Raw genomic sequence first — 22,930 nt, forward strand, 5'->3', positions numbered from 1 at the left:
ATGAGCCAGGCCCCATCTCCCTTCGTCGAACAGACCCTGCCGACCTGGAAGCGCGCGGTGCTGAAGGTCGGCAGCAGCCTGCTGGCCAACGAGGGCGAGGGACTGAGCCCGCGGCACGCGCTCAACCTGGCGCAGTTCGTGTCTTCCAGCCTGCTGGGCGGACGCGAAATGGTGATCGTGTCCTCCGGCGCGGTCGCCGCCGGACGCGGGCTGCTGCATCGCAAGCCGGCCGCGGGCGTCGCGATGGCGGAACGGCAGGCACTGGCCGCGCTCGGGCAGGCGCAGCTGATTGGCCTGTGGCAGCGCTTCTTCGAGCGCCCGGTCGCGCAGGTGTTGCTGACCCATGACGATCTGCGCAATCGCCGGCGTTATCTCAACGCCCGCGCCACCCTGCAGGAACTGCTGGCGCTGGGCGCGTTGCCCATCATCAACGAAAACGACACCGTGTCGGTGGACGAACTGAAGCTGGGTGACAACGACAACCTGGCCGCGGTGGTGGCCGCGCTCGTCGATGCGGACGCGCTGTTCATCGCCACCGACATCGACGGTTTCTATTCGGCCAATCCGCGCACGCATGCGGAAGCCCGGCCCATACTCGACGTGGAAGCGCTGACGCCCGAATTCTTCGCCATGGCCGGTGGCACCGGCAGCGGGGTCGGCACCGGCGGCATGCATACCAAGCTCGAAGCCGCGGCCAAGGCGGCGGCGGCCGGCATCGAAACCTTCCTGTTCAATGGCACCCGCGTCGAGACCTTGTCCGCGCTCGCGGCCGGGCGCCTGCATGGCACCCGCTTCCGGCCGGCCCAGAACCGCCTGGCCGCGCGCAAGTACTGGCTGCGCAACGTGCCGGTGGAAACCGGTGCGATCCTGGTCGACGCCGGCGCGGCCGGCGCGGTGCGCGAGCGCGGTGCTTCGCTGCTGCCGGGGGGCGTGGTCGGCGCGGAAGGCGATTTCCGTCGCGGCGACATGGTCGAGGTGCGCCTGCGCGACGGCGGTGACCAGTGCATCGCACGCGGCGTGAGCCAGTACTCGGCCATCGACATCCGCCGCATCGCCCGCCGGCATTCGCGCGAGATCGAGGCGATACTCGGCTACAGCTACGGTGAGAACGTCGTGCACCGCGACGATCTGGTCGTGCTCTGAACCGGCCATCCGAACACCAGTAAAGGGACCGAACACGATGAGCACCCTCCAGCAACAGGCCCTGCAATGCCGCGACGCCGCGCATTCCATCGCGCAGCTGTCCAGCGACGCCAAGAACACGCTGCTGCGGGCGATGGCCGACGCGCTGGAGGCCGACCGCGAAGCGATCCTGGCCGCCAACGCGCGCGACATGGAAGCCGCCGCCGCCAAGGGCGTCACCGGCGCGATGCTGGATCGGCTGAAGCTCGACGACAAGCGCCTGGCCGGGATCGCATCCGCCGTGCGCGAAGTGGCGGAGCTGCCGGATCCGGTCGGCCAGATCACCCGCGAGGAAACGCGCCCCAACGGCATCCACATCCGGCGGGTGCGGGTGCCGCTCGGGGTGGTGGCGATGATCTACGAGGCGCGGCCCAACGTCACTGCCGATGCCGCCGCGCTGTGCCTGAAAGCCGGCAATGGCGTAATCCTGCGAGGCGGCTCGGAGGCGATCCATTCCAACACCGCCATCGCGGCGGCGTTGCGCGGTGCATTGCGCGCGAGCGGACTGCCGGAAGCGGCGTTGACGCTGGTGGAAGACCTGCGCCGGGAGACGATGGTCGAACTGCTGCAGCTCAACGACATCATCGATCTGGCGATCCCTCGCGGCGGCGAAGGGCTGATCCGGTTCGTCACCGAACACGCACGGGTGCCGGTGATCAAGCACTACAAGGGCGTCTGCCACCTGTTCGTGGATGCCAGCGCGGACCCGCCGCTGGCGCTGCGCCTGCTGCTCGACGGCAAGGCTTCCCGGCCCGGCGTGTGCAACGCGCTGGAAACCCTGCTGGTGCATCGTGACATCGCGCCGGTCTTCCTGCCGCTGGCGGCGCAGGCATTGCGTGCACGCGGCGTGCAACTGCGGATCGATGAAGCGGGGCGTGTGTCGGTACCGGATGCCGATCCGGCCACCGAGGACGACTACGCGGCCGAATTCCTGGATCTGATTCTCGCGGTGAAGGTGGTCGACGATCTGGAACAGGCGATCGCGCACATCCGCCATTTCGGTTCCGACCATACCGAGGTGATTGCCACGAACGACAAGGGCAACGCGGATCGGTTCGTGCAGGCATTGCGTTCAGCGGTGGTGATGGTCAACGCCTCCTCGCGCTTCAGCGACGGCGGCGAGCTGGGCCTGGGCGCGGAAATCGGCATCTCGACCACCCGCCTGCATGCCTATGGCCCGATGGGCGCCGAGTCATTGACCGTCGAACGCTTCGTCGTCCACGGCGAAGGCCAGGTCCGCCACCCCGACTTGCTGTAAGGCGGAGCTGCGGACTTCGGATGGAAAAAGCAGCCGAGCAAGCTTGGCTCCATGCTCTTGCCAATCCCGAATCACGAATCCCCGATCCCGGCCGCTCACCTCACCACGTATCCTCCAGGAAACGCGGCTTGCAGGCCAGATAGCCGCCGCCCAGCAGCACGCCGACGCACAGCATCAGGAAGCCGAACGGCCACAGCCAGCCGTGGGTGTGCTCATGCAGCAGGCCGAACATCAACGGACCCAGGCAGGACAGCGAGTAGCCCACGCCCTGCATGAAACCCGACAGCGACGCGGAGCCGGCCGGTGTGCGGGTGCGCAGGTTGATCATCGTCAGCGCCAGCGGGAACGTGCTGGGACCCATGCCCAGCAGCGCCACCCACAGCGCAGGCGCGGCCATCGGCGCCCACAGCAGGCCGGAAAAGGCGACCGCGTAGAACACCGCGCACGCCAGCACGACCGTGTAGGGATTGCGCATCCGCACCGCCAGCGCCGGCATCGTCAGCGATGCGACCAGGCCGAGCGCGGAGAACAGGCCGACCATCGTGCCGCCCAAGGCTTCGCTGCCACCGGCCTCAATCAGCAGCTTCGGCAACCAGGTGAACATCGAATACGTCACCAGCGAGGTCATGCCGAACATCAGTGCCATGCCCCAGGCGACCGGCGATCGCCAGACCCGCCCGCGTGCGGCGGGCGCGGACAGTTCCGGCGCTTCGTCGCCACCGGTGACGGCCTGGTCATGCACTTGCGCCATCGGCGTGTCGTGGCGTCGTTCGATCCACAGCACGCCGATCCACGGCAGCGCCGCGGCCACCGCGAACAGTGACCACAGGCCCAGCGAAATCTGCCAGTTGCTGGCCGCCATCACCGGCACGGCCAGCAGGGCCGGCAGGATGGTGCCGGCCTGCAGGACGGTGATGTAGAGGGTGCTGACCGTACCCACGCGGTCGGCAAAGTAGCGCTTCACCAGCGGCGGCAGCACGATGTTGCCGATGCCCATGCCGGCCAGCGCCACCGCCGAGGCGGCAAGCAGCGCGCCGCTGCCACCGGCCAGGCTGCGCAGCAGCAGGCCGACGGCGGCCAGCGCCATCGCCAGCAGCGCGGTGCGTTCCAGGCCGATGCGGTGGGCGATGCCGGGTGTGAGCACGCCGAACAGCGCGAACGCGGCGGTCGGCAGCATGCCGAACACGCCGGTCATGGTGGCGCCGAAGCCGAACAGGTGGCCCAACTGGTCCAGCAGCGGCGTCAGCGAGGTCACCGCCGTACGCAGGTTGAACGCGGACAGCACGATGCCGGCCAGGATCAGGCCACGTCCGGACCACAGTGGGATGGAGGAACCTGGAGGGGAGGTGGAGGCGTATTGCGGGGATTTCATCGTCCGCATTATCGCCGATGGCGCCGGCGACGGTGTGCCGCCAAGGCGACACACCGTCCCGGCAAATCCCGTGCGAGTCCGCGATCAGCCGCCGGTGTTGGCGCTCAGCGCTGGACGGCTCATCGATTCGGGAACCGCATGATCGTTCATGTGCAGCAGGGTGATCTTGGACTGGCCAAGCTGGTTCGCCAGCGCCAAGCTAGCGCCCAGGCGTTCGGCCACCTCGTCCACCGCCACGTCCTCCTGCGGGCTGCGCCGGTCCTGGGAAGTGAAGCGCCAGCGGTTGTACTCGGCCCAGCCGATCAGCGCGAGCGCGCAGATCGCGGCCATCACGGGAATGGCGACGATCAGGAACGGCTCCACCTGGTGCTGGCGCGTGTACAGCTCGAAGAACGCCGTGCGCACGCCCAGCAGCCACAGGATCAGGGTGACCAGTGGCAGCCACAGGTAGATGTACAACCCCCAGAAGGCGGCGGTGACGAAGCCCCACGCCGCGCGCTTCAGGCGCGGCTGGGCATACGGTTTGCGGATGAGGCGGGAATCGTATTTCATCGGATACCTCGATCAGGACTGACCCACGTGGCACGCTTGCCACGCCGTTTCAACAAGGTCTTGGGAAGTGCGACCACGGTGGTGAACAGGCTCAGCAGCCAGTACGCCATCGGGTACCAGATCATCCAGAAGTAATTCCGGCCGACCTGGGTTTCGTAACGGCGGTCGATGATGATGCTGCTGGCGAACTGCGCCATGCAGACCATCGCAAGGATCACGCCGTGCCACGAGGGCAGGATGGTGTGGACGTACAGCGCCGGCGGCAGGGCGATGAACTTGCCCAGTGCCCACAGCACGATGATCAGCAGCATGGTGTAGGCCCACAGCACGCTGAGCAGGTACTCCAGCAGCACGCCCCACATCCGTCGCTTGCGCCAGCTGAGGAAGTCGCGGCCGTGGCGCAGCAGCACCTCCACGCCACCCTGCGCCCAGCGCAGGCGCTGCCGCCACAGGCCCTTCAGGGTCTCCGGCATCAGGATGAAGCACAGCGCGTTGGGCTCGTAGCGGATGTCCCAGTGATCCAGTTGCAGGCGCCAGCTGATGTCGATGTCCTCGGTGACCATGTCATCGGCCCAATAGCCGATGCGGTGCAAGGCGGTGCGCCGGAACGCGCTGATCACGCCCGACACGGTGAAGATGCGCCCGTACACGCGCTGGGCACGCTTGATCATGCCGATGATCGAGGAGAACTCGCCGACCTGCAGGCGACCCAGCAGGGTGGAGCGGTTGCGGATGCGCGGGTTGCCGGTGACCGCGCCCACGCGCGGCCCGGAGGTCAGATGCCAGACCATCCAGTGCGCGGCGTACTCGTCCAGCAGCGCGTCGCCGTCGATGCAGACCAGGTATTCGGACTGCGCGGCGAGCGCGCCCATACGCAGCGCGTTGGCCTTGCCCAGGTTGCGATCCAGGTGGATCACCCGCAGCCGTTCATGGCGCTGGGCCATCGCGTTGAGCACCTCGGCGGTGTTGTCGCGGCTGCCATCGTTGATGGCGATGACTTCGAAGTCGGGATACTTCTGCAGCAGCGCGCTGCCGATGGTTTCCTCGGCGTTGGCGCCCTCGTTGTGGCAGGGGACGAGGATCGAGACCTTCGGGAACGCGTCCAGCGGCGGCGGATCGGTACGCTGGCGCGCATGGCGTTCGCGGCGGAAGTAGTAATACAACCCGCCCGACATCCAGAAGAACGACATGATGATCGGATACAGGAAGGCGAATTCGAAAAGGACGGCGAGGATCTTGTCCATGATCAGCGCTCCTCGTACGGGAAGCCACGGGCGGAGATGCCGGCACGGGCATCGGGCATGCGCGGCAGGTCGGCGATGAAGTCATCCGGGTACCAGCCCAGATGGCGAACACCCTGGGCCTGCAGGCGACGGATGAGGGCATTGATGCGCGGGCCGGGAATCGGCTTGCGGGTATTCCAGTCGACGGTCTGCAGTTCGAACAGGGTCTGCGACAGCTGCGGGTCCTGCTTGCGCACGGCGGTCACCAGTTGGTCCAGCCACTTTTCCGGATGCCGGCTGCCTTCCATCCACGGCATCGCCATCAGCGCGGTGTGATCGTAGGCCCGGTTGAACAGATCCAGCCGCTGCGCGAACCACGCCTGGCTCTGCGGCTCCAGCACCGGGCGCGCATACAGGTTGCGCACGGTCTTGAGCTTGGGACGCCAGCGTTCGGCGGCGTTCTTCAGTTCCAGGGTGAAGTCGATCAGCGCCTGCGTGCGCGCCTCGGTGTTGCCGGGAGCGAGCGAGGCCAGTTCGGTGTCGCGCAGGTAGGCATCGTCATGGAACAGCAGCCCTTCCATGTAGGAGGCCACCGCCAGATCCTCGTAGATGCCGGCGATGATCCGGCGCACGTCCGGCCGGGTGAAGTCCAGGCGCGGGATGCCGTCGGCCTCGCGGCTGGCGATGGCCATGCCGGGCGCCTGCTGCGGCAGCTTGTAGGCCATCACCGGCAGCCAGGCGAACACCTTGACGTGGGCGCGGGTGTACAGCTGCCAGGCGACCCGGTTGTACAGATCCGCGCGTACCGGCATGAAGCGGTTGGGGAAGTACAGCGCGTCGGCGGCACCGTCGCCGTCCGGGTCGGCGAAGGCCTGCAGGAACACATGCGAGGGGCCGATGCGGTTGACGCGTTCGATCAGCAGGTCCAGGTTGCGCGCCTGCTGCTGCGGGTCCGGGTCATAGACCGCGTCCAGGTCGATCTGCAGGGCGCGGATGCCTTCGGCTTCCGGATCGTGGCGCAGCTCGTAGGCCAGTTCGGTCACGGTCGGATTGTCCATCACCAGCAAGCGAGCGAGGCCATGCAGGTCCGCGGTCACCGGCGTGCTGGGACCTTCCAGATCGAACGACACCGGCATGCCCAGCGATTCGGCGATGTCGTTGCTCACGCTGCTGTAGGCGGCGTAGGGCCACACGATGGCGCGCGGCGCCTGGCCCAGCTGCCGCCGAATCAGATCGCTGCTGGTCGCCAGATCCGAGCGTACCCGCTCGCGGTACGCGGCTTCGGTTTCATAGCGTCCGGCTGCCGGATCGTAGATGCGGGTGATCGCGGCCGGGGTCTGGTTGCCCTGTGGATTGGATTGCACACCCTTGTGCAGGGCGTTGGTGTGGCTGGCGACTTCGACCAGCCCGCTGGCCTGCATCTCCCGCAGTTGATCCCAGGTGACGAAATCGTCGCGGGTGAACATGCGCGGGCCGTAGTCGATCTCCTGGCCGGCGGGCATGTCGACCCAGCCGGTGATCACCGCCGCCAGCGCCGGATAGTTGTAGGCCCGCAGCAGCGGGAAGGCATGCGTGTACAGGCTGCGCAGGCCGTCATCGAAGGTCAGCAGGACCGGCTTGGCCGGCAGCGGCTTGCCGCCACGGGAGGCTTCCACCACCTGCGACATCGACACCGGGTGGTAGCCGTGCCCGGCCAGCCAGTCCAGGTGCGCGGCGAAGTTCTGGGTACTGACCGCGTAGGCGTCGGCGTCGCCTTTCTTGGCAACATCGTCGCGGATGTCGTGATAGCTGAGCACCAGCAGCGGCTCGGCGGCGCGCGCGGCGAGCATCGGCGCGAACAGCGCCAGTGCGCACAGGGCCAGCAGCAACCAGGTTGGACGTACGGACTTCATCATCATTCTCCCCACCGCAGTTCGGCATCGAAGCCGAAGCGTTCTTCACGGACCCCGTCGTAGACCGGGCGCGACCAGCTGACCCCGTAGGTCAGCACCCGGCCGAGCGCGAATTTCCATTCGTGCTCGTAGCGCAGCGCCGGCACCCAACTGGTGCCGAAGCCTTCCTGCCAGTAACGGCCGGCGGTGGCGGTGAGGCGATGGCGGAAATGGCGCTCGTATTCGCGCCACACCAGGTGATCCGCGCGCAGGCCCAGTTCCAGCGAGCCGTCGCGCGAGGGATTGAAGTACGGCGTGTCCCGGCGGCTGCCGCGGCTGCCGTAGAGCCCGGCCAGGCCATCGAGCAGGAAGTAGGGACGGGTCCACAGGCGCTGTTCGGCATTGAGGTTGAGCGCGGTACGGCGGTTGCCGTCTTCGTAGCGCCAATGGGTGAGTCCGCCACGGAATTCGGTGCGCTCGTTGCGCTCGTACACCAGGTTGATCGCGGCGCTGTCGGCGGTGATGCCGGCGTCGCGCGCCTGCAGCGATGCATCGGCGTCATTCCGGCGCAGCGACAACTGGCCGTCGAGGGTATCGCTGAAGCGCCAGCCCACGTCCAGCGACACGCCGGTGCCGCCGACGCGGTCACTGGCGTGGTAGACGCCCAGGTGGGTGTCCAGGCGGTCGTAGGCGTAGCGCACGCCGACGCCCTGGCGGCGATGATGGATGCGATCCCGATCGAAGTCCGCCCAGCGGTCGTCCGCGACGGCGGTCAGGCGCCAGCGGTCATCGATCAGCGGCGACTGCACTTCCACGCCGTACTCGCCGTCGCGGTTGCCGAACGGCGTGTTGCCGGTACCGCCGTTGCTGCGCGCGCCGGCCACGTAGGCGCGCCATTGCCAGCCGCGGTGATTGCGCCAGAGCTGGTCCATGCGCTGCACGTTCGGCTGATCGCCGTACTCCTTTACCAGCAGGTCATGCAGATCGCGGGCCTGGTCGTCGCGACGCAGGGTGACCAGCGCCTCGACCTGGCCGACGCGCGCGTTGACGTCGCGTTCGTCCAGGGTGGAGGCCATGCGGAAGCGCTCCAGCGCGCGCTCCGGCCAGCCGCGCATCATGTATATCTGGCCAAGCGAGGTCTGCATGCCGGCGTTGTTGGGCGCGATGCCCAGCATGGCGGTGACATCGCGTTCGGCGCTGGGCAGGTCCTCGGAGAAGGCGCGCAGCATCGCCAGCGTGCTGTCGGCGTCGGCGCGACGCCAGTTCTGGCTGCCCTGGCGGGCGCCGGGCGCGTACAGCCAGGCAGGCTGGGTCTCGCGATAGGCTTCCAGGCCGCGGATGGCGGTGGTCGGCCGCTCGCTTTCCAGATAGGCGTAGGCCAGTTGCATGCGCACGTCGCTGTTTTCCGGGTCGGCCTTGAGCGCGGCTTCCAACACCGGGGCGGCCTCGAACGGGCGCTTGAGCGCCATGAACGAATCGCCGACCGCGGGCAGCGCGTAGGCGGGCACCGCGAGTCCGGCGGTGTCGTTCAAGGCCTGATATTCATCGACCACCTGCTGGTGGCGTCCCAGTTTCGACAGCAGGATCAACCGGTCGTAACGGATACGCGCCGGCAGCGCCGGATCGTTCGCCGGGCTCCGCCGCAGGTAGTCCTCGATGGCGCCATCGGCCACGCGTGCCTCGGCCAGGCGGTTGCGCTCGTTCTCCGGGTACGCCTGCGACCACAGGATCAGCCGGGCCAGGTAGTTGGCTTCGAACTGCTCGCGTTGCGTGGCGTCGAACAGCTCCGGGCGGGCGCGGTACATCGTCCAGGCCTGGTAACTGTTGCCGACGTCACCCAGGGTCAGGGTGCGCAGGCGATACAACTGGGGATCGTCCGGGCGCTGCGCCTGCAGGCGTTCGAATATCGCCAGGGCATCCAGCCAACGCGACTCGTCGCGCAGGCGGCCGGCCTGGGCGAGCGAGGCCTCATGGCCAGGGTCGTTGCCGGCGCCAGCCGGTGGAAGAGTGGGAGTGGTGGCGGGGGCCGCTGCCAATGCCGGCAGGCCGGTCGCACCCATGGCGCATGCGAGCGCCCAAGACAATGTGGTTCTTTTCAAAACGTTCCGCCCCTGTCGCTAAAACGCGTTCCTGATCGGCTCCATCCTGGCCGACCGCCGTCCGCGCCTGCGCAGGTTCGAACGCCTGCCCGATGTCTGCGTGCTGGTCGCCTGCTACAACGAGGCGGAGAACATCGCCGACACCCTCACCAGCCTGTCGCGCCAGGATTACCCGGGCGAGATCGAAGTGGTGGTGATCGATGATGGATCCATCGACGACAGCGCCGCGATCGCCCGCGCGACCGCGGCCGACCAGGCCCGCCCCGGCCTGCGCATCCGCGTGCTGAACCAGCCAAAGAATGGCGGCAAGTCCAAGGCGCTCAACCGCGGCCTGGCGGAAACCCGGCAGGCGCTGGTGGTCACCGTCGATGGCGATTCCTATCTGCGCCCGGATGCGCTGCGCAAGCTGGTGGAACGATTCCTGTCGGATCCGACCGGCACCGTGGCGGTGGCCGGCGCGGTGCTGGTGCGCAACTCGCGCGAGAACTGGCTCACCCGCAGCCAGGAATGGGATTACTTCCACGGCATCGCCGCAGTCAAGCGCATGCAGAGCATGTATCACGGCACGCTGGTCGCGCAGGGGGCGTTCTCGCTGTACACCCGCGAGGCGCTCGAACAGGCTGGCGGCTGGCCGGAGTGCGTGGGCGAGGACATCGTGCTGTCGTGGGCGCTGCTGAAGACCGGCGCGCGCATCGGTTATTGCGAGGAAGCCTGCCTGTTCACCCGCGTGCCGGAAAAGCTCGGCCAGTTCTCCAGGCAGCGCCAGCGTTGGTCGCGCGGCCTGATGGAAGCTTTCGCGCGTCACGGCAGCCTGCTGTTCAAGCCGCGCATGACCACCTTGTTCATCTGGTGGAACCTGCTGTTCCTGCCGCTGGACCTGGTCTACACGCTGGCGTTCATTCCCGGCCTGATCCTGGCGCTGTTCGGCTATTACTGGATCGCCGGTATCATGACGTTGCTGGTCCTGCCGCTGGCGGCGCTGTGGAACCTGATCATCTTCCGCGTGCAGTCGAAGATGTTCAAAAGCCAGGATCTGCGCGTGCGCCGCAACGTCAGCGGATTCCTGTTCTACACCCTAGCCTACACCATGATCCTGCAGCCGGTCTGCGTCCTGGGGTATGCCGCCGAAATCCTGCGCCTGCGCAAGACCTGGGGGACCAAATGAGAAAGTGTGCCGTCGCCGCCGCCCTGGGATGGGTGCTGGCGATTCCCGCGTTGTCCGCCCATGCCGCCGAGGACACGCCCGCCGCGCACCCGGCGCTGCGCACGGATATGTGGATCGGTTCGGATGCGGATGACAACGAAACCCGCAAGATCGCACTGGGCTGGGACATCCAGCATCGCGACATCGAGCATTGGTGGGGCGTGAAAGTCGAACGCGCGCGCTTCTCCGGGCGCGACTGGTCCGAATCCGAGAACCGCGCCTACCTGAGTGGCGCCGGCAGCCTGGGCAAGAACTGGCGCTGGGACGGCGACATCGGCAGCAACGGCGACGACCTGCTCGGACGCGCCTCGATCCACAGCACCGATCCCTGGCGGAAGGAAGTCTTCGTCGAACGGGAAGTCCTGGAAACCCGTCGTGGCGTGCGCGAGGGCTGGGTGCAGACCTTCGCCGGCGCGGCCATCGACATGCCCTTCAGCGACCGCTGGTCCGCCAGCCTGGTCGCCGGCGTGCAGGATTTCGGCACCGGCGACAACCTGCGCACCCATCTGCGCGGCAACCTGGTCTATGCGTTCGCGCCGGAGTACGGCCTGAGCGCGCAGCTGCGCACCCGTTACTACCGCAACAGCGAAGCCTTCGAGGCTGACTACTATTCGCCACCCTGGTACGGCGAAGCGCTCGGCGTGCTGGCCTGGCGCCGCCACATCGGCGGCTACCAGTGGAGCGCGCGGGCCGGCTGGGGCCGCCAGCGCAGTTCCGAGGAGGGCTGGAAGCGCGCGCGCCTGGCCGAGTTCGGCGTGGAGACCCCACGCTGGAAGGACGCCTGGCTGCGCCTGGACGCCGGCTACACCGACACCCCGGTACTGACCGACACTGGCACCGGCAGCTACGCCTATCGCTACGTGCGCCTGCAGGCGTTCGTGGTGTTCTGAGATCAGGGAGGATGCCGGCCGGCGAGGTGCCTGCCGGCCTTCGGCCCCGTGAAACGGGGACTTCCGGTCTTCGGGCACAAAAAAACCCGAAAAACATTCGTTTTCCAGGCTTGATTGCGACCTATCGATTGGTCGGGGAGACAGGATTCGAACCTGCGACCTCTACGTCCCGAACGTAGCGCTCTACCAGACTGAGCTACACCCCGTGTGAGCCGGTTATTCTATTCAGGACGCCGACGGACGGCAACAGTTTTTTGCATGCCTGCCCCGGCGCGCCGTTCAGTCTTAGAATGACGGCCCTCGATAACGCTCGTTCCCCCGGAGTTTTCGCTTGATCAAGCCACGCACGCCGCCCGGAGTGATGGAACTGCTGCCGCGCGAGCAGATCGCGTTCCAGCGCATGCTGGACACCATCCGCCGCAACTACGAGCGCTTCGGGTTCCTGCCGGTGGAAACCCCGGTGTTCGAGCTCTCGGAAACCCTGCTGACCAAGTCCGGCGGCGAGACCGAGCGCCAGGTCTATTTCGTGCAGTCCACCGGCGCGCTGGCCAAGACCGAGGCGGGCTCCGCCGAGGGGTTGCCCGAACTGGCGTTGCGCTTCGACCTGACCGTGCCGCTGGCCCGCTACGTGGCCGAGCACGAGCACGAGCTGACCTTCCCGTTCCGGCGCTACCAGATCCAGCGGGTGTACCGGGGCGAGCGCGCCCAGCGTGGCCGGTTCCGCGAGTTTTACCAGTGCGATATCGACGTCATCGGCAAGGATGCGCTCAGCATCCGCTTCGACGCCGAGATCCTGGCGGTCATCCACGCGGTCTTCAGTGACCTGGGCATTGGCAAGTTCACCATCCAGCTCAACAACCGCAAGCTGATGCGCGGCTTCTTCGAGGCCCAGGGCATCGCCGACGGCGAGCGGCAGGCGCTGGTGCTGCGCGAGGTCGACAAGCTCGACAAGCGTGGCGCCGACTACGTGCGCGAGACCCTGCAAGGACCGGACTTCAATGTGCCGGCCGAAGCGGTCGCGCGGATTCTCGACTTCGTCGCCGTGCGCTCGACCAGCCATGCCGACGCGCTGGCCCGCCTGGAAGCGCTGGGGCAGGGCAACGAGACGCTGGCCCAGGGCGTGGCCGAGCTGCGCGAAGTGCTGGAACTGGTGCATGCGCTGGGTGTTCCCGAGAGCGACTACTGCCTCAACTTCTCGATTGCGCGCGGCCTGGATTACTACACCGGCACCGTCTACGAAACCCAATTGGACGACTACGCCCAGATCGGATCGATCTGCTCGGGTGGCCGCTACGAGGATCTGGCCAGCCACTACACCAAGTCGAAGTTGCCCGGCGTGGGCATCTCCATCGGCCTGACCCGCCTGTTCTGGCAGTTGCGCGAGGCCGGGCTGATCGCCGGCAGCGACGAGAGCAGCGTGCAGGCGATGGTGGCGCTGATGGACGATGGCGCGCTGGCCGATTCGCTGGACATCGCCCGCCGCCTGCGTGCCGCCGGCATCAATACCGAAGTGCAGATGGAAGCGCGCAAGCTGGCCAAGCAGTTCCAGTACGCCTCGCGCGCGGGCATCCGCTTCGTGGTGCTGGCCGGCGAGGACGAACGCGCCCGCGGCATGGTCACGGTGAAGGATCTGGTCCGCGAACAACAGTTCGAAGTCAAGCGCGAGGAACTGGCCAGCAGCCTGAAGGTCGAGCTGGAACAGGCCCGCGCGCTCGCGGGGCGCTGAAAGGCGCGACGTAGAGCGGAGCTTGCTCCGCTGCCTTTCGCGCGTGGTTTGAGTCCGCGGAGCCGGGCAAGCCCGGCTCTACAGCGTGCGCACGCAATCGCGGCCTTCGGCCTTGGCGGTATAGAGCGCCTGGTCGGCGACCTGAAGGGCGGAATCGATGCTGTTCTTGTGGGCGTCGACGCAATGGACGCCGATGCTGGCCGAAATCGGGATATCCAGATCCCCACTGCGGCAGGGCCGATCGCGCAGGCGCTGGCGCAGTTCCTCGGCCACATGGCTGGCCTCGTCCAGATCCATGTCGGGCAGGGCGGCGATGAATTCCTCGCCGCCGAAGCGTGCGACCAGCGCCCCATATGGCCGCAGCGTTTCGGCCATCGTGTTGGAAGTCCAGCGCAGGCAATCATCGCCGACGAGATGACCGTAGGTATCGTTGATGCGCTTGAAGTGGTCCAGATCGATCATCAACAGCGAGATGGGCTGCTGGCTGTTGCGCGCCTGCGAGAGCAGGTGTTCGAAGGCTTCGCGGAAGTGGGTGCGATTGTAGAGCTCCGTGAGCCCGTCCAATTGGCTGAACTCGCGCAGGCGCAGGTGCGCGGCTTCCAATTGCTCCAGTGCGCTGCGCAATTCGCCGGTGCGTTGTTCGACCTTGATTTCCAGCTGGTCGCGCGATTCGCGCACGATCCGCTCGTTCTCGTTACGCAGCGAGGCGTAGCGGTAGCCCAGCGCAACCGACAGCAGCAGCATTTCCAGGGCCGAACCGATCTGCACGCTGTACTCGGTGACGAAGTTCTTGGGCAGCGCGCCGAAGGCGACCATCGCGACCATCGCGATGCCCGCCAGGAACATCGACCAGGCCAGCAGGAACAGCTTCGCCGGCTTGTAGCCGCTGCGCATGGCGACTACCGCTTCGACCGCGATCCAGGCCACGCTCAGGATCACCGCGACCACCGCCAACTGGGTGGATAGCCGGATGGGAATCCAGGTGGTGGCGACACCCAGCACCACGAACAGCGCGATCATTCCCAGGCCGATGCGATCGCCCAGCGGCCAGCGCCGGGCCAGGCCGAGGAAATTGCGTGCGAACTGCTGCATGCCGATCTGCGCCAGGCAGATCGAAAGCGGTACGGCCTTGTCCGCCAGCCACGGTGAATGCGGCCACAGGTACTCGAAACCCAATCCGTACAGGGTGAACAAGACCAGCCCGAACGCGCTGATATGGAACATGTACCAGAAGTAGCTGGCATCGCGCAGGGTCAGCCACAGCACCAGGTTGTAGGTGAACAGCGCCAGCAGGATGCCGTAGTACATGCCCATCGCGAACTGCGCGTCGCGCGAGAGTTCGGCGAAGGCGGTGGGCGTATACAGGAACAGCGGCACCTGCATGGAGCTCTGGCTTTCCACCCGGACGAACAGATCCGCCGGCTGCCCGGGCGGCAGGTCAAGCTGGAAGTTCGGATGCCGGTAGCGCACGCTGCGCTGCTCGAAATGCAGGTGATCGCCGCCGGCCTGGTGGAACAACTGGCCGTCGGGATAGCGCACGTACACGTCCAGCCGATCGCTCAGCGCGTATTGCTGGACCAGCAGCCAGCGGGGTTCCTGCAGGTTGCGGTTGAGCAGGCTGACGTGGAACCAGTAGGCGCCCGGCTGGAAACCGAAGGACGCATCATCGCCCGGCAAAGGCCGGAAGCGTCCCGCCCGCAGACTGGCCTCGACCGTCCGGATATCGGCTTGGCCATCGCTGTCGTGGAAATAGGTCGTATGGGAAGCCAGGGCATGGGTGGCCGCGTCGCCCGACATCACCAGCGGCGCCTGCGCCTGCGCGAGCGCGCAGAACAGCAGCAGCGCGGCCAGCAGCCAGCGAAGTCCGCGGATGGTTTCCCTCATTCCCGTCCCCGTTCCAGTGCACCCGCCGGGCCGGCGGCGTGGCTGCCAGTTTAACCGTGGGACCGGGGTAGGCCGGGAGAGGGGCGGGCTTGACGGGGGCCGGAGGCTCAATTAATGTATTAACGCATTAGTACATTAAAAGACCGGCTACACCCGGTCCCCGACTCTCCGGATCCCGCCGATTTCCCCATGAAGCGCCGCCCCGCTACTCCCGACGACGACCGCGCAGAAAGCGCCTCCCTGCAGGCGCTCGCCCAGGCGCTGGCCAGCCTGGGCGAAGCCGGTCAGGTGCGGGCATTCCTGGAAGACCTGTGCACGCCGGCCGAGCTGGAGGCCATGGCCGACCGCTGGCGGGTCGTGCCGCTGCTGCTCAAGGGCGTGCCGTACCGGGAAATCCACGATTTGACCCAGGTCAGCGTGACCACCATCGGGCGGGTCGCCCGCACCCTCGAACGCGGCACCGGCGGCTACGCCACCGCGTTCCAGCAGCAACAACCGCGCGCCAACGGCGCCTCCCACTGAGTTTCCTCCCATGAGTCCCAGGGTTGTTCCCGCGACGCGCGATCGCCTGCGCATCGCCATCCAGAAAAGTGGCCGCCTGGCCGAACCCGCGCGCGCGCTGCTCGCCGCCTGCGGGCTGAGCTGGCGCGAGAGCCGTGACAAGCTGTTCTGTTACGGCGAATCACTGCCGATCGACCTGCTGCTGGTGCGCGACGATGACATTCCCGGCCTGATTGCCGACGGCGTGTGCGACTTCGGCGTGGTCGGCCGCAATGAACTGGACGAGCAGGCCGGCGAGCGTGCGCGCATCGGCCTGCCCGCGGCCTACCGGGAACTGCGTCCGCTCGGCTTCGGCCAATGCCGGCTGATGCTGGCGGTGCCGGACAACTGGGAATGGCAGGGCGCGGCGCAACTGCAGGGCCTGCGCATCGCCACCAGCTATCCGGCGATCCTGTCGGACTGGCTGCGGCGCCAGGGCGTGGAAGCGGGGGTGGTGGAGTTGTCGGGTTCGGTGGAAATCGCTCCGCGCCTGGGCACCGCTGACCTGATCTGCGATCTGGTTTCCAGCGGCGCCACCCTGGCGGCCAACCAGCTCAAGCCGGTGGAAACCCTGCTCGACAGCGAGGCCGTGCTGGCCGGACCTGTCCGCGAGTTCGACGACGAGCGTGCCGGCCTGGCCGCGATGCTGCTGCGCCGAGTCGACGGCGTGCTCAAGCTCAAGGACAGCAAGCTGCTGATGTTCCGCGCCAACCGTGACACCGTGGCCGAACTCTCGCGCCTGCTGCCGGATGCGGAACCGCTGGTCCAGTTGCCCGGTTCCGGCGAAGGTCCGCTGTCGCTGCAGACCATGTGCCACGGCGCCATCACCTGGCAGCGGCTGGAGGAACTGGAACGTGCCGGTGCGCAGGGATTGATGGTGCTCTCGGTCGAGAGGTCGCTGGCATGAACCGCTTGATCTGGTCCCGGCTTGATGACGAACAACGCCGCGCCGCGCTGCGCCGGCCGGTGCAGGTGGTGGCCCAGCGCACCCGCGACGCGGTCGCCGCGGTGCTGGCGGAAGTGCGCCAGCTCGGCGATCCGGCGCTGCGCGAATTCACCAGCCGTTTCGACGGTGTGGCGCTGGACGATTTCGAAGTGGGCGCAGCGGAATTCACCGCCGCCGAAGCGGCGGTGGCGCCGGCGCTGAGGCAGGCGATGGAGGAGGCGGTCGCCCGCATCGAAGCCTTCCACCGCGCGGGCATGGCCCAGCCGTACGCGGTCGAAACCGCTCCCGGCGTGCTTTGCGAACGGATGATCCGGCCGATTGCGCGGGTGGGCCTGTACGTGCCCGCCGGCAGTGCTCCATTGCCTTCCACCGCGTTGATGCTGGGCGTGCCGGCGCGGCTGGCCGGTTGTCGTGAAGTGGTGCTGTGCACACCGCCGCGTGCCGACGGCAGCGCCGATCCCGCCGTGCTGGTGGCCGCGCGGATGACCGGCGTGACCCGCGTGTTCAAGCTCGGCGGCGCGCAGGCGATTGCGGCGATGGCGTTCGGCACCGCCAGCGTGCCCCGCTGCGACAAGTTGTTCGGGCCGGGCAACAGCTACGTGACCGAGGCCAAGCAGCAGGTCGCGCAGGCCGGCGTGGCCGCCATCGACATGCCGGCCGGGCCGTCGGAAGTGCTGGTGATCGCCGACGCCGGCGCGGATCCCGCGTTCGTCGCGGCGGATCTGCTGTCGCAGGCCGAGCATGGCCCGGATTCGCAGGTGCTGCTGCTGTCGGATGCGCCTTCGCTCATCGACCGCGTCGCGGTGGAACTGGAACGCCAGCTCGCGGCGTTGCCGCGCGCGGCGATCGCGCGCCAGGCGCTGTCCGCTTCGCGCCTGATCGAAGTGGAACGGCTGGACGATGCGTTCTCGGTCAGCAACGAATACGCGCCCGAGCACCTGATCCTGGCCCTGCGCGACCCGCGCGCCTGGCTGGAGCGGGTGGAAGCGGCCGGATCGGTGTTCCTGGGCGATTACACGCCCGAGGCGCTGGGCGACTATTGCAGCGGCACCAACCACGTGCTGCCGACCAGCGGCGCCGCGCGCGCCTACAGTGGCGTGAGCGTGGCCAGCTTCCAGAATTTCGTCAGCGTGCAGGCGGCCAGCCGCGCGGGCATCGGCCGCATCGGCGCGTGCGCATTGACCCTGGCGCGCGCCGAGGGACTTGACGCGCATGCCAACGCGGTCGCGCTGCGGCTGGAGGCGGCATGAATACGCCCGACAACAAGGCGGCAAATGCCGGCGTGCTGAATCTGGTCAGGCCCGACCTGCGCGGTTTCGGTGGCTACAAATCGGCCCGCACCGAAGCTTTGCGCGGGGATGTCTGGCTCAACGCCAACGAGTCGGCCTGGTCCAGCCCGGCTGACCCGGGCGCGACCTGCCAGCGCTATCCGGAACCGCAGCCAGCGGCTTTGCGCGCGGCGCTGGCTGACCTGTATGGCTGTGCCCCGGAGCAGTTGCTTATCGGCCGCGGCAGCGACGAGGCCATCGATCTGCTGGTGCGCGCGCTGTGCGTGCCGGAACGCGACGGGGTGGTGATCAGCTCGCCGGTCTTCGGCATGTACGCGGTGTCCGCGCGATTGCAGAACGCGCCGCTCATCGACGTGCCGCTGCGCGATACCGAGCAGGGCTTCGAGCCGGATCTGGATGGACTGGCCGCCGCCGCGCTGGCGAACAGCGCCAAGCTGGTGTTCCTGTGCTCGCCGACCAATCCGACCGGTCGCGCCTGCACGCTGGCGGAAATCGCGGACCTGGCCGGGCGCCTGGCCGGTCGCGCGCTGCTGGTGGTCGACGAGGCCTACGTGGAGTTTTCCGATGTCCCCTCGGCGACCGCGTTGACTGCAGATTTTCCCAATCTGGTCGTGCTGCGCACGCTGTCCAAGGCGCACGCGTTGGCGGCCGCGCGGATCGGCGTGGCAATCGCCGCCGAGGAATTGGTCGCCGTGCTGCGCGCCTGCCAGGCGCCGTATCCGGTGCCTGCGCCCTGCGCGGAACTGGCGCTCGCCGGGCTGGCGCCCGCAGCACTGGCGCAGACCCGGCAGCGGGTGGAATGGGTGCGGCGCGAGCGCGAACGGATGCGGGGTGCGCTGGTGTCGCTTCCCGGCGTACGCCGCGTTTATCCCTCGCAGGGAAACTATGTGCTGGTACGGTTCGACGACGCCGACCATGCATTCGCCGCGCTGCTGTCCACTGGCGTGGTGGTGCGCGACCAGCGTGCCGCGCCGCAGCTGGGCGACGCGCTGCGGATCAGCATCGGCAGCCCGGATCAGAACGATCGGGTGCTGGCGGCACTTGCGGTACGGGAGGCGGCGGCATGACTCCCATCCTGTTCATCGACCGCGACGGCACCCTCATCGAGGAACCGGCCGACTTCCAGATCGACGCCTACGAGAAAATCCGGTTCGTGCGCGATTGCATTCCGGCGTTGCTGAAGCTGCGCGACGCCGGTTACCAGTTCGTCATCGTCAGCAACCAGGATGGACTGGGCAGCGAGGGCTACCCGCAGGCATCGTTCGATGGTCCGAACGATCTGATGCTGCAGATCTTCGAAAGCCAGGGCATCCGTTTCCGCGAAGTGCTGGTCGACCCGAGCTGGCCGGAAGAGAACCGTCCGACCCGCAAGCCCGGCATCGGGCTGGTCCTGCACTATCTCCAGGATCGCGACATCGACTGGGCGCGCTCGGCGATGGTCGGCGACCGGCCTACCGATATCCAGTTCGCCGACAACCTGCGCATCCGCGGTTTCCAGTTGCAGACGCCACAATTCGGCGGCGACTGGGACTGGCCGTCGATCGCGCATGAACTGGCCGATGCGCCGCGTCGGGCGAACGTCCAGCGCAACACCAAGGAAACCCGCATCCGCGTGGAAGTGGATCTGGACCGGGTGGCGGAGCCGGTCATCCGCACGGGACTGCCGTTCTTCGACCACATGCTGGAACAGATCGGCAAGCACGGCGGTTTCGCCCTGCGCATCGACACCGAGGGCGATCTGCACATCGACGAGCACCATACGGTGGAGGACACCGGGCTGGCACTGGGGCAGGCGCTGAAACAGGCGCTTGGCGACAAGCGCGGCATCGGCCGCTACGGGTTCACTCTGCCGATGGACGAGACCCTCGCCAGCGCGGCGCTGGATTTCAGCGGCCGGCCGTATTTCGTCTTTGACGGCGACTTCCGGCGCGAGAAGGTGGGCGACCTTCCCACCGAACTGGTGCCGCATTTCTTCCGTTCGCTGTGCGACGCCTCCGGCCTCAATCTCAACCTGAGCGTGCGCGGCGACAACGATCATCACAAAATCGAAGCCTGCTTCAAGGCGCTGGCGCGCGCGTTGCGCCAGGCGATCCGGCGCGAAGGGGCGGAACTGCCCTCGACCAAGGGAGCGTTGTGATGCAGGTGGCATTGGTCGATGCCGGTGGCGCCAACATCGGTTCGGTCCGCTACGCGCTGGATCGCCTGGGCGTGGCCGCCACGCTCACCGCGGATGCGGCGACCATCCGTGCCGCGGACCGGGTCATCCTGCCCGGCGTGAGCACTGCGGCCACGGTGATGGCGCGGCTGCGCGAGCAGGGACTGGTCGAGGTGCTGCGAGAACTGGAACGACCGCTGCTGGGCGTCTGCGTCGGGATGCAGTTGTTGTTCGAACATTCGGACGAAGACGACACGCCGTGCCTCGGGCTGCTACCGGGTCGGGTGGCGCGACTGACGCCGGGTCCCGGCATCCGGGTCCCGCACATGGGCTGGAATACGCTGCGGGCGCAACGCGAGTCCGGCCTGACCGCCGGCCTGGACGGCGGCCACGCCTATTTCGTGCACAGCTACGCCGCACCTGTCGATGCGGATTGCCTGATGAGCAGCGAGCATGGCCAGCCGTTCGCGGCGGTGGTGCAGCGTGGCCGGGTGGCCGGCGCGCAGTTCCATCCGGAGCGCTCGGCCGAGGTCGGTGCGCGGCTGATCCGGAACTTCATCGAAACGGGATTGCAATGATGGCCGCGGTATCGGCAGGCGCATTCGCGCCACAGGACTTCCAGGCCTATCCGGCCATCGACATCCGCGATGGCCGGGTGGTGCGGCTGGCGCAGGGTGACTACGCGCGCGAGACCCGCTACGGCGATGACCCACTGGCAATCATCCGCGGCTATGCGGAACAGGGCGCGCGCTGGCTGCATCTGGTGGATCTGGATGCCGCCCGCGCCGGTGGCTATACCCTGGCGCCGCTGTTGCGCGACATCGCCATCACCACCGGGTTGCAGGTCCAGACCGGAGGCGGCGTGCGCTCGCGCGAGGACGTCGCGCGCCTGCTCGACGCCGGCGCGGCGCGGGTGGTGGTCGGATCGCTGGCGATACGCGAGCCGGACGCGGTGCTGACCTGGCTGGCCGAGTTCGGCGCCGAACGCATCACCGTGGCGCTGGACACGCGGCAGGACGACGCCGGGGTCTGGCGGTTGCCGGTGCATGGCTGGACCGAGGACGCCGGTGTCACCCTGGACGAACTGGCGGTCCGGTTCGAGGCCGACGGACTGGTCCACGCACTCAGCACCGACATCGCCCGCGACGGCATGCTGTCCGGACCCAATCTGGATCTTTATCGGCACCTGGGCGTGGTGGCACCGCGCCTGCGCGTGCAGGCATCCGGCGGCGTGCGCGCGCTGGGCGATATCGCCGCCGCGCGCGCGCAGGGATGCGCCGGCATCGTGCTGGGGCGCGCATTGCTGGAAGGCTGCTTCAGCGTGGCTGAGGCGCTGTCATGCTGAGCCGGCGCATCATCCCGTGCCTGGACGTGCGCGACGGCCGCGTGGTCAAGGGCGTGCGCTTCCGCGATCACGTCGACATGGGCGACATCACCGAGCTCGCGCTGCGCTACCGCGATGCCGGCGCCGACGAACTGGTGTTCTACGACATCGGCGCCAGCCCGGAAGGACGCTCGGTGGATTACGCGTGGGTGGAACGGGTCTCGCGCCTGCTCGACATTCCGTTCTGCGTGGCCGGCGGCATCCGCGACGTGGACACCGCGCGGCGTGTGCTGCACGCCGGCGCGGACAAGATTTCGATCAACACGCCGGCGCTGGAACGGCCGGCGCTGATTGGCGAGCTGGCGAAAGCGTTCGGCGTGCAGTGCGTGGTGGTCGGTATCGATTCCGTGCGCGAGGCCGATGGCGAATGGCGGGTGCGCCAGTACACCGGCGATCCGGCGCGCACCCGCGCGCTGCCGGTGCGCACGCTGGACTGGGTGGCCGAGGCGCAGCGGTTGGGCGCGGGCGAAATCGTGCTCAACTGCATGGACAGCGATGGCGTGCGGCGCGGCTACGACATCGAACAACTGGCTGCTGTGCGCGCGCTGTGCGCGGTGCCACTGGTGGCTTCCGGCGGAGCGGGGGAACCCGAGCATTTCGCCGAGGTATTCCAGCGCGCCGACGTCGATGGCGCGCTTGCCGCCAGCGTGTTCCACAGCGGCCGGATCGCCATTCCGGATCTGAAGACCTACCTGCGAGGGCAGGGCATCGAGGTGCGTGATGTCGCTTGAACCGGATCAACTGGACTGGAGCAAGGGCGACGGCCTGCTGCCGGCGATCGTGCAGGATGCGTCGACCCGCCGCGTACTGATGCTCGGCTACATGAACCGGGAGGCGCTGGAGGCGACCCTGGCCAGCGGCCGGGTGACCTTCTACAGCCGCAGCAAGCAGCGCCTGTGGACCAAGGGGGAGAGTTCCGGCCACGTGCTGGAAGTGCGGGCCATCGAGGCTGATTGCGACAACGACACCCTGCTGGTCCAGGCGGTGCCGCACGGACCAACCTGCCACCTCCAGCGGACCAGTTGCTTTGCCGAAGCACCGGGTTCGTTCCTGGCCGAACTGGACGCGCTGGTGACGCGTCGTGAACGCGAGCGCCCCGAGGGCAGCTATACCACCCGCCTGTTCGAGGAGGGCGTGCGCCGGATCGCGCAGAAGGTCGGCGAGGAAGGCGTGGAGACGGCGCTGGCCGCGGTGGCGCAGGACGAGGCGGCGCTACTCGGCGAAAGCGCGGACCTGCTGTATCACCTGCTGGTGCTGCTGCGCAGTCGTGGCCTGGGACTGGCCGACGTCGAGGCGTTGCTCGCGGCCCGCCATTCCGCCTGAACCTGCGTCGCGGTGGCGGGGTACGCCGCCGT

20 protein-coding genes and 1 tRNA gene are annotated in these 22,930 nt (G+C 67.8%); 14 read left to right on the forward strand and 7 right to left on the reverse strand.

Going from position 1 to position 22,930, the window contains the following annotated elements:
• Together proB and FG323_RS00360 are read left to right on the forward strand one after the other, a co-directional pair.
• Nucleotides 1-1,143 carry a glutamate 5-kinase gene (gene proB, locus FG323_RS00355; RefSeq protein WP_141452448.1) on the forward strand — a complete coding sequence of 381 codons (1,143 nt, stop codon included), beginning with the start codon at nucleotides 1-3 and terminating at the stop codon, nucleotides 1,141-1,143.
• Nucleotides 1,144-1,180: 37 nt separating this feature from the next.
• A complete protein-coding gene (locus FG323_RS00360) occupies nucleotides 1,181-2,440 on the forward strand; it encodes a glutamate-5-semialdehyde dehydrogenase (protein WP_141452449.1) in 1,260 nt (419 codons plus the stop codon).
• A 100-nt stretch (nucleotides 2,441-2,540) separates the two neighbouring features.
• On the opposite strand, the gene FG323_RS00365 is transcribed toward FG323_RS00360, so the two are convergent.
• The 5 genes from FG323_RS00365 to pgaA all read right to left on the reverse strand — a co-directional run bounded on the left by FG323_RS00365 (nucleotide 2,541) and on the right by pgaA (nucleotide 9,518).
• Nucleotides 2,541-3,812: an MFS transporter gene (locus FG323_RS00365; RefSeq protein WP_141452450.1), complete on the reverse strand. Its 1,272-nt coding sequence runs from the start codon at nucleotides 3,810-3,812 to the stop codon at nucleotides 2,541-2,543.
• An 84-nt stretch (nucleotides 3,813-3,896) separates the two neighbouring features.
• Complete coding sequence (gene pgaD / locus FG323_RS00370; protein ID WP_141452451.1) at nucleotides 3,897-4,364, reverse strand: poly-beta-1,6-N-acetyl-D-glucosamine biosynthesis protein PgaD; 468 nt, start codon at nucleotides 4,362-4,364, stop codon at nucleotides 3,897-3,899.
• On the reverse strand, nucleotides 4,361-5,608 hold the full coding sequence (pgaC, locus tag FG323_RS00375) for a poly-beta-1,6-N-acetyl-D-glucosamine synthase (RefSeq protein WP_141452452.1): 1,248 nt from the start codon (nucleotides 5,606-5,608) through the stop codon (nucleotides 4,361-4,363). The genes pgaD and pgaC overlap by 4 nt, the downstream gene beginning before the upstream one ends.
• A 2-nt stretch (nucleotides 5,609-5,610) precedes the next feature.
• Nucleotides 5,611-7,482 carry a poly-beta-1,6-N-acetyl-D-glucosamine N-deacetylase PgaB gene (pgaB, locus tag FG323_RS00380; protein ID WP_141452453.1) on the reverse strand — a complete coding sequence of 624 codons (1,872 nt, stop codon included), beginning with the start codon at nucleotides 7,480-7,482 and terminating at the stop codon, nucleotides 5,611-5,613.
• Nucleotides 7,482-9,518, reverse strand: coding sequence for a poly-beta-1,6 N-acetyl-D-glucosamine export porin PgaA (gene pgaA / locus FG323_RS00385; RefSeq protein ID WP_141452454.1), 2,037 nt, complete (start codon nucleotides 9,516-9,518; stop codon nucleotides 7,482-7,484). Before pgaA ends, pgaB begins: the two co-directional genes overlap by 1 nt.
• Nucleotides 9,519-9,657: 139 nt before the next feature.
• Between pgaA and FG323_RS00390 the strand changes: the two genes are divergently transcribed.
• Together FG323_RS00390 and FG323_RS00395 are read left to right on the forward strand one after the other, a co-directional pair.
• Nucleotides 9,658-10,722: a glycosyltransferase family 2 protein gene (locus tag FG323_RS00390; protein ID WP_141452455.1), complete on the forward strand. Its 1,065-nt coding sequence runs from the start codon at nucleotides 9,658-9,660 to the stop codon at nucleotides 10,720-10,722.
• On the forward strand, nucleotides 10,719-11,651 hold the full coding sequence (locus FG323_RS00395; RefSeq protein ID WP_141452456.1) for a hypothetical protein: 933 nt from the start codon (nucleotides 10,719-10,721) through the stop codon (nucleotides 11,649-11,651). The genes FG323_RS00390 and FG323_RS00395 overlap by 4 nt, the downstream gene beginning before the upstream one ends.
• Before the next feature lie 129 nt (nucleotides 11,652-11,780).
• Here the strand turns inward: FG323_RS00395 and FG323_RS00400 are convergent.
• Nucleotides 11,781-11,857, reverse strand: a tRNA-Pro gene (locus tag FG323_RS00400).
• A 125-nt stretch (nucleotides 11,858-11,982) separates the two neighbouring features.
• On the opposite strand from FG323_RS00400, the gene hisS reads away from it, so the two are divergent.
• Entirely contained in the window at nucleotides 11,983-13,377 is a 1,395-nt protein-coding gene (gene hisS, locus FG323_RS00405) for a histidine--tRNA ligase (protein WP_141452457.1), read from the forward strand.
• A 78-nt stretch (nucleotides 13,378-13,455) separates the two neighbouring features.
• Here hisS and FG323_RS00410 read toward each other — a convergent pair whose 3' ends face one another.
• Nucleotides 13,456-15,261 carry a diguanylate cyclase gene (locus tag FG323_RS00410; RefSeq protein WP_141452458.1) on the reverse strand — a complete coding sequence of 602 codons (1,806 nt, stop codon included), beginning with the start codon at nucleotides 15,259-15,261 and terminating at the stop codon, nucleotides 13,456-13,458.
• Nucleotides 15,262-15,450: 189 nt separating this feature from the next.
• Here FG323_RS00410 and FG323_RS00415 point away from each other — a divergent pair, with 189 nt between their 5' ends.
• From FG323_RS00415 to hisIE, 9 genes are read left to right on the forward strand one after another with little or no spacing between them, the layout of a single operon-like run.
• Nucleotides 15,451-15,783, forward strand: a complete 333-nt coding sequence (locus tag FG323_RS00415) for a YerC/YecD family TrpR-related protein (protein ID WP_141452459.1) — start codon at nucleotides 15,451-15,453, stop codon at nucleotides 15,781-15,783.
• 10 nt (nucleotides 15,784-15,793) lie between these two features.
• Nucleotides 15,794-16,708 carry an ATP phosphoribosyltransferase gene (gene hisG / locus FG323_RS00420; RefSeq protein WP_141452460.1) on the forward strand — a complete coding sequence of 305 codons (915 nt, stop codon included), beginning with the start codon at nucleotides 15,794-15,796 and terminating at the stop codon, nucleotides 16,706-16,708.
• Nucleotides 16,705-17,997 carry a histidinol dehydrogenase gene (hisD, locus tag FG323_RS00425; RefSeq protein ID WP_141452461.1) on the forward strand — a complete coding sequence of 431 codons (1,293 nt, stop codon included), beginning with the start codon at nucleotides 16,705-16,707 and terminating at the stop codon, nucleotides 17,995-17,997. The genes hisG and hisD overlap by 4 nt, the downstream gene beginning before the upstream one ends.
• Nucleotides 17,994-19,103, forward strand: coding sequence for a histidinol-phosphate transaminase (gene hisC / locus FG323_RS00430; RefSeq protein ID WP_141452462.1), 1,110 nt, complete (start codon nucleotides 17,994-17,996; stop codon nucleotides 19,101-19,103). Before hisD ends, hisC begins: the two co-directional genes overlap by 4 nt.
• The gene (hisB, locus tag FG323_RS00435; RefSeq protein ID WP_141452463.1) at nucleotides 19,100-20,173 is read left to right on the forward strand and encodes a bifunctional histidinol-phosphatase/imidazoleglycerol-phosphate dehydratase HisB; all 1,074 of its coding nucleotides are present in this window, start codon (nucleotides 19,100-19,102) and stop codon (nucleotides 20,171-20,173) included. The genes hisC and hisB overlap by 4 nt, the downstream gene beginning before the upstream one ends.
• On the forward strand, nucleotides 20,170-20,769 hold the full coding sequence (gene hisH / locus FG323_RS00440) for an imidazole glycerol phosphate synthase subunit HisH (protein WP_181444033.1): 600 nt from the start codon (nucleotides 20,170-20,172) through the stop codon (nucleotides 20,767-20,769). Before hisB ends, hisH begins: the two co-directional genes overlap by 4 nt.
• Nucleotides 20,769-21,536: a 1-(5-phosphoribosyl)-5-[(5-phosphoribosylamino)methylideneamino]imidazole-4-carboxamide isomerase gene (gene hisA, locus FG323_RS00445; protein ID WP_141452465.1), complete on the forward strand. Its 768-nt coding sequence runs from the start codon at nucleotides 20,769-20,771 to the stop codon at nucleotides 21,534-21,536. The genes hisH and hisA overlap by 1 nt, the downstream gene beginning before the upstream one ends.
• On the forward strand, nucleotides 21,530-22,306 hold the full coding sequence (hisF, locus tag FG323_RS00450; protein ID WP_141452466.1) for an imidazole glycerol phosphate synthase subunit HisF: 777 nt from the start codon (nucleotides 21,530-21,532) through the stop codon (nucleotides 22,304-22,306). Before hisA ends, hisF begins: the two co-directional genes overlap by 7 nt.
• Complete coding sequence (gene hisIE, locus FG323_RS00455; protein ID WP_141452467.1) at nucleotides 22,296-22,898, forward strand: bifunctional phosphoribosyl-AMP cyclohydrolase/phosphoribosyl-ATP diphosphatase HisIE; 603 nt, start codon at nucleotides 22,296-22,298, stop codon at nucleotides 22,896-22,898. The genes hisF and hisIE overlap by 11 nt, the downstream gene beginning before the upstream one ends.
• Nucleotides 22,899-22,930 lie beyond the last annotated feature (32 nt).

This window comes from Pseudoxanthomonas sp. z9 (assembly GCF_006542425.1).
GTDB lineage: Bacteria > Pseudomonadota > Gammaproteobacteria > Xanthomonadales > Xanthomonadaceae > Pseudoxanthomonas_A.

Coding starts and splice junctions, on each gene's coding strand:
- pgaB (WP_141452453.1), bottom strand. CDS start 7,482: ATGATGAAGTCCGTACGTCCAACCTGGTTGCTGCTGGCCCTGTGCGCA.
- proB (WP_141452448.1), top strand. CDS start 1: ATGAGCCAGGCCCCATCTCCCTTCGTCGAACAGACCCTGCCGACCTGG.
- hisG (WP_141452460.1), top strand. CDS start 15,794: ATGAGTCCCAGGGTTGTTCCCGCGACGCGCGATCGCCTGCGCATCGCC.
- FG323_RS00360 (WP_141452449.1), top strand. CDS start 1,181: ATGAGCACCCTCCAGCAACAGGCCCTGCAATGCCGCGACGCCGCGCAT.
- FG323_RS00365 (WP_141452450.1), bottom strand. CDS start 3,812: ATGAAATCCCCGCAATACGCCTCCACCTCCCCTCCAGGTTCCTCCATC.
- FG323_RS00395 (WP_141452456.1), top strand. CDS start 10,719: ATGAGAAAGTGTGCCGTCGCCGCCGCCCTGGGATGGGTGCTGGCGATT.
- hisF (WP_141452466.1), top strand. CDS start 21,530: ATGCTGAGCCGGCGCATCATCCCGTGCCTGGACGTGCGCGACGGCCGC.
- hisC (WP_141452462.1), top strand. CDS start 17,994: ATGAATACGCCCGACAACAAGGCGGCAAATGCCGGCGTGCTGAATCTG.
- hisA (WP_141452465.1), top strand. CDS start 20,769: ATGGCCGCGGTATCGGCAGGCGCATTCGCGCCACAGGACTTCCAGGCC.
- hisIE (WP_141452467.1), top strand. CDS start 22,296: ATGTCGCTTGAACCGGATCAACTGGACTGGAGCAAGGGCGACGGCCTG.
- pgaA (WP_141452454.1), bottom strand. CDS start 9,518: ATGGGTGCGACCGGCCTGCCGGCATTGGCAGCGGCCCCCGCCACCACT.
- FG323_RS00410 (WP_141452458.1), bottom strand. CDS start 15,261: ATGAGGGAAACCATCCGCGGACTTCGCTGGCTGCTGGCCGCGCTGCTG.
- pgaC (WP_141452452.1), bottom strand. CDS start 5,608: ATGGACAAGATCCTCGCCGTCCTTTTCGAATTCGCCTTCCTGTATCCG.
- hisD (WP_141452461.1), top strand. CDS start 16,705: ATGAACCGCTTGATCTGGTCCCGGCTTGATGACGAACAACGCCGCGCC.
- FG323_RS00415 (WP_141452459.1), top strand. CDS start 15,451: ATGAAGCGCCGCCCCGCTACTCCCGACGACGACCGCGCAGAAAGCGCC.
- pgaD (WP_141452451.1), bottom strand. CDS start 4,364: ATGAAATACGATTCCCGCCTCATCCGCAAACCGTATGCCCAGCCGCGC.
- hisB (WP_141452463.1), top strand. CDS start 19,100: ATGACTCCCATCCTGTTCATCGACCGCGACGGCACCCTCATCGAGGAA.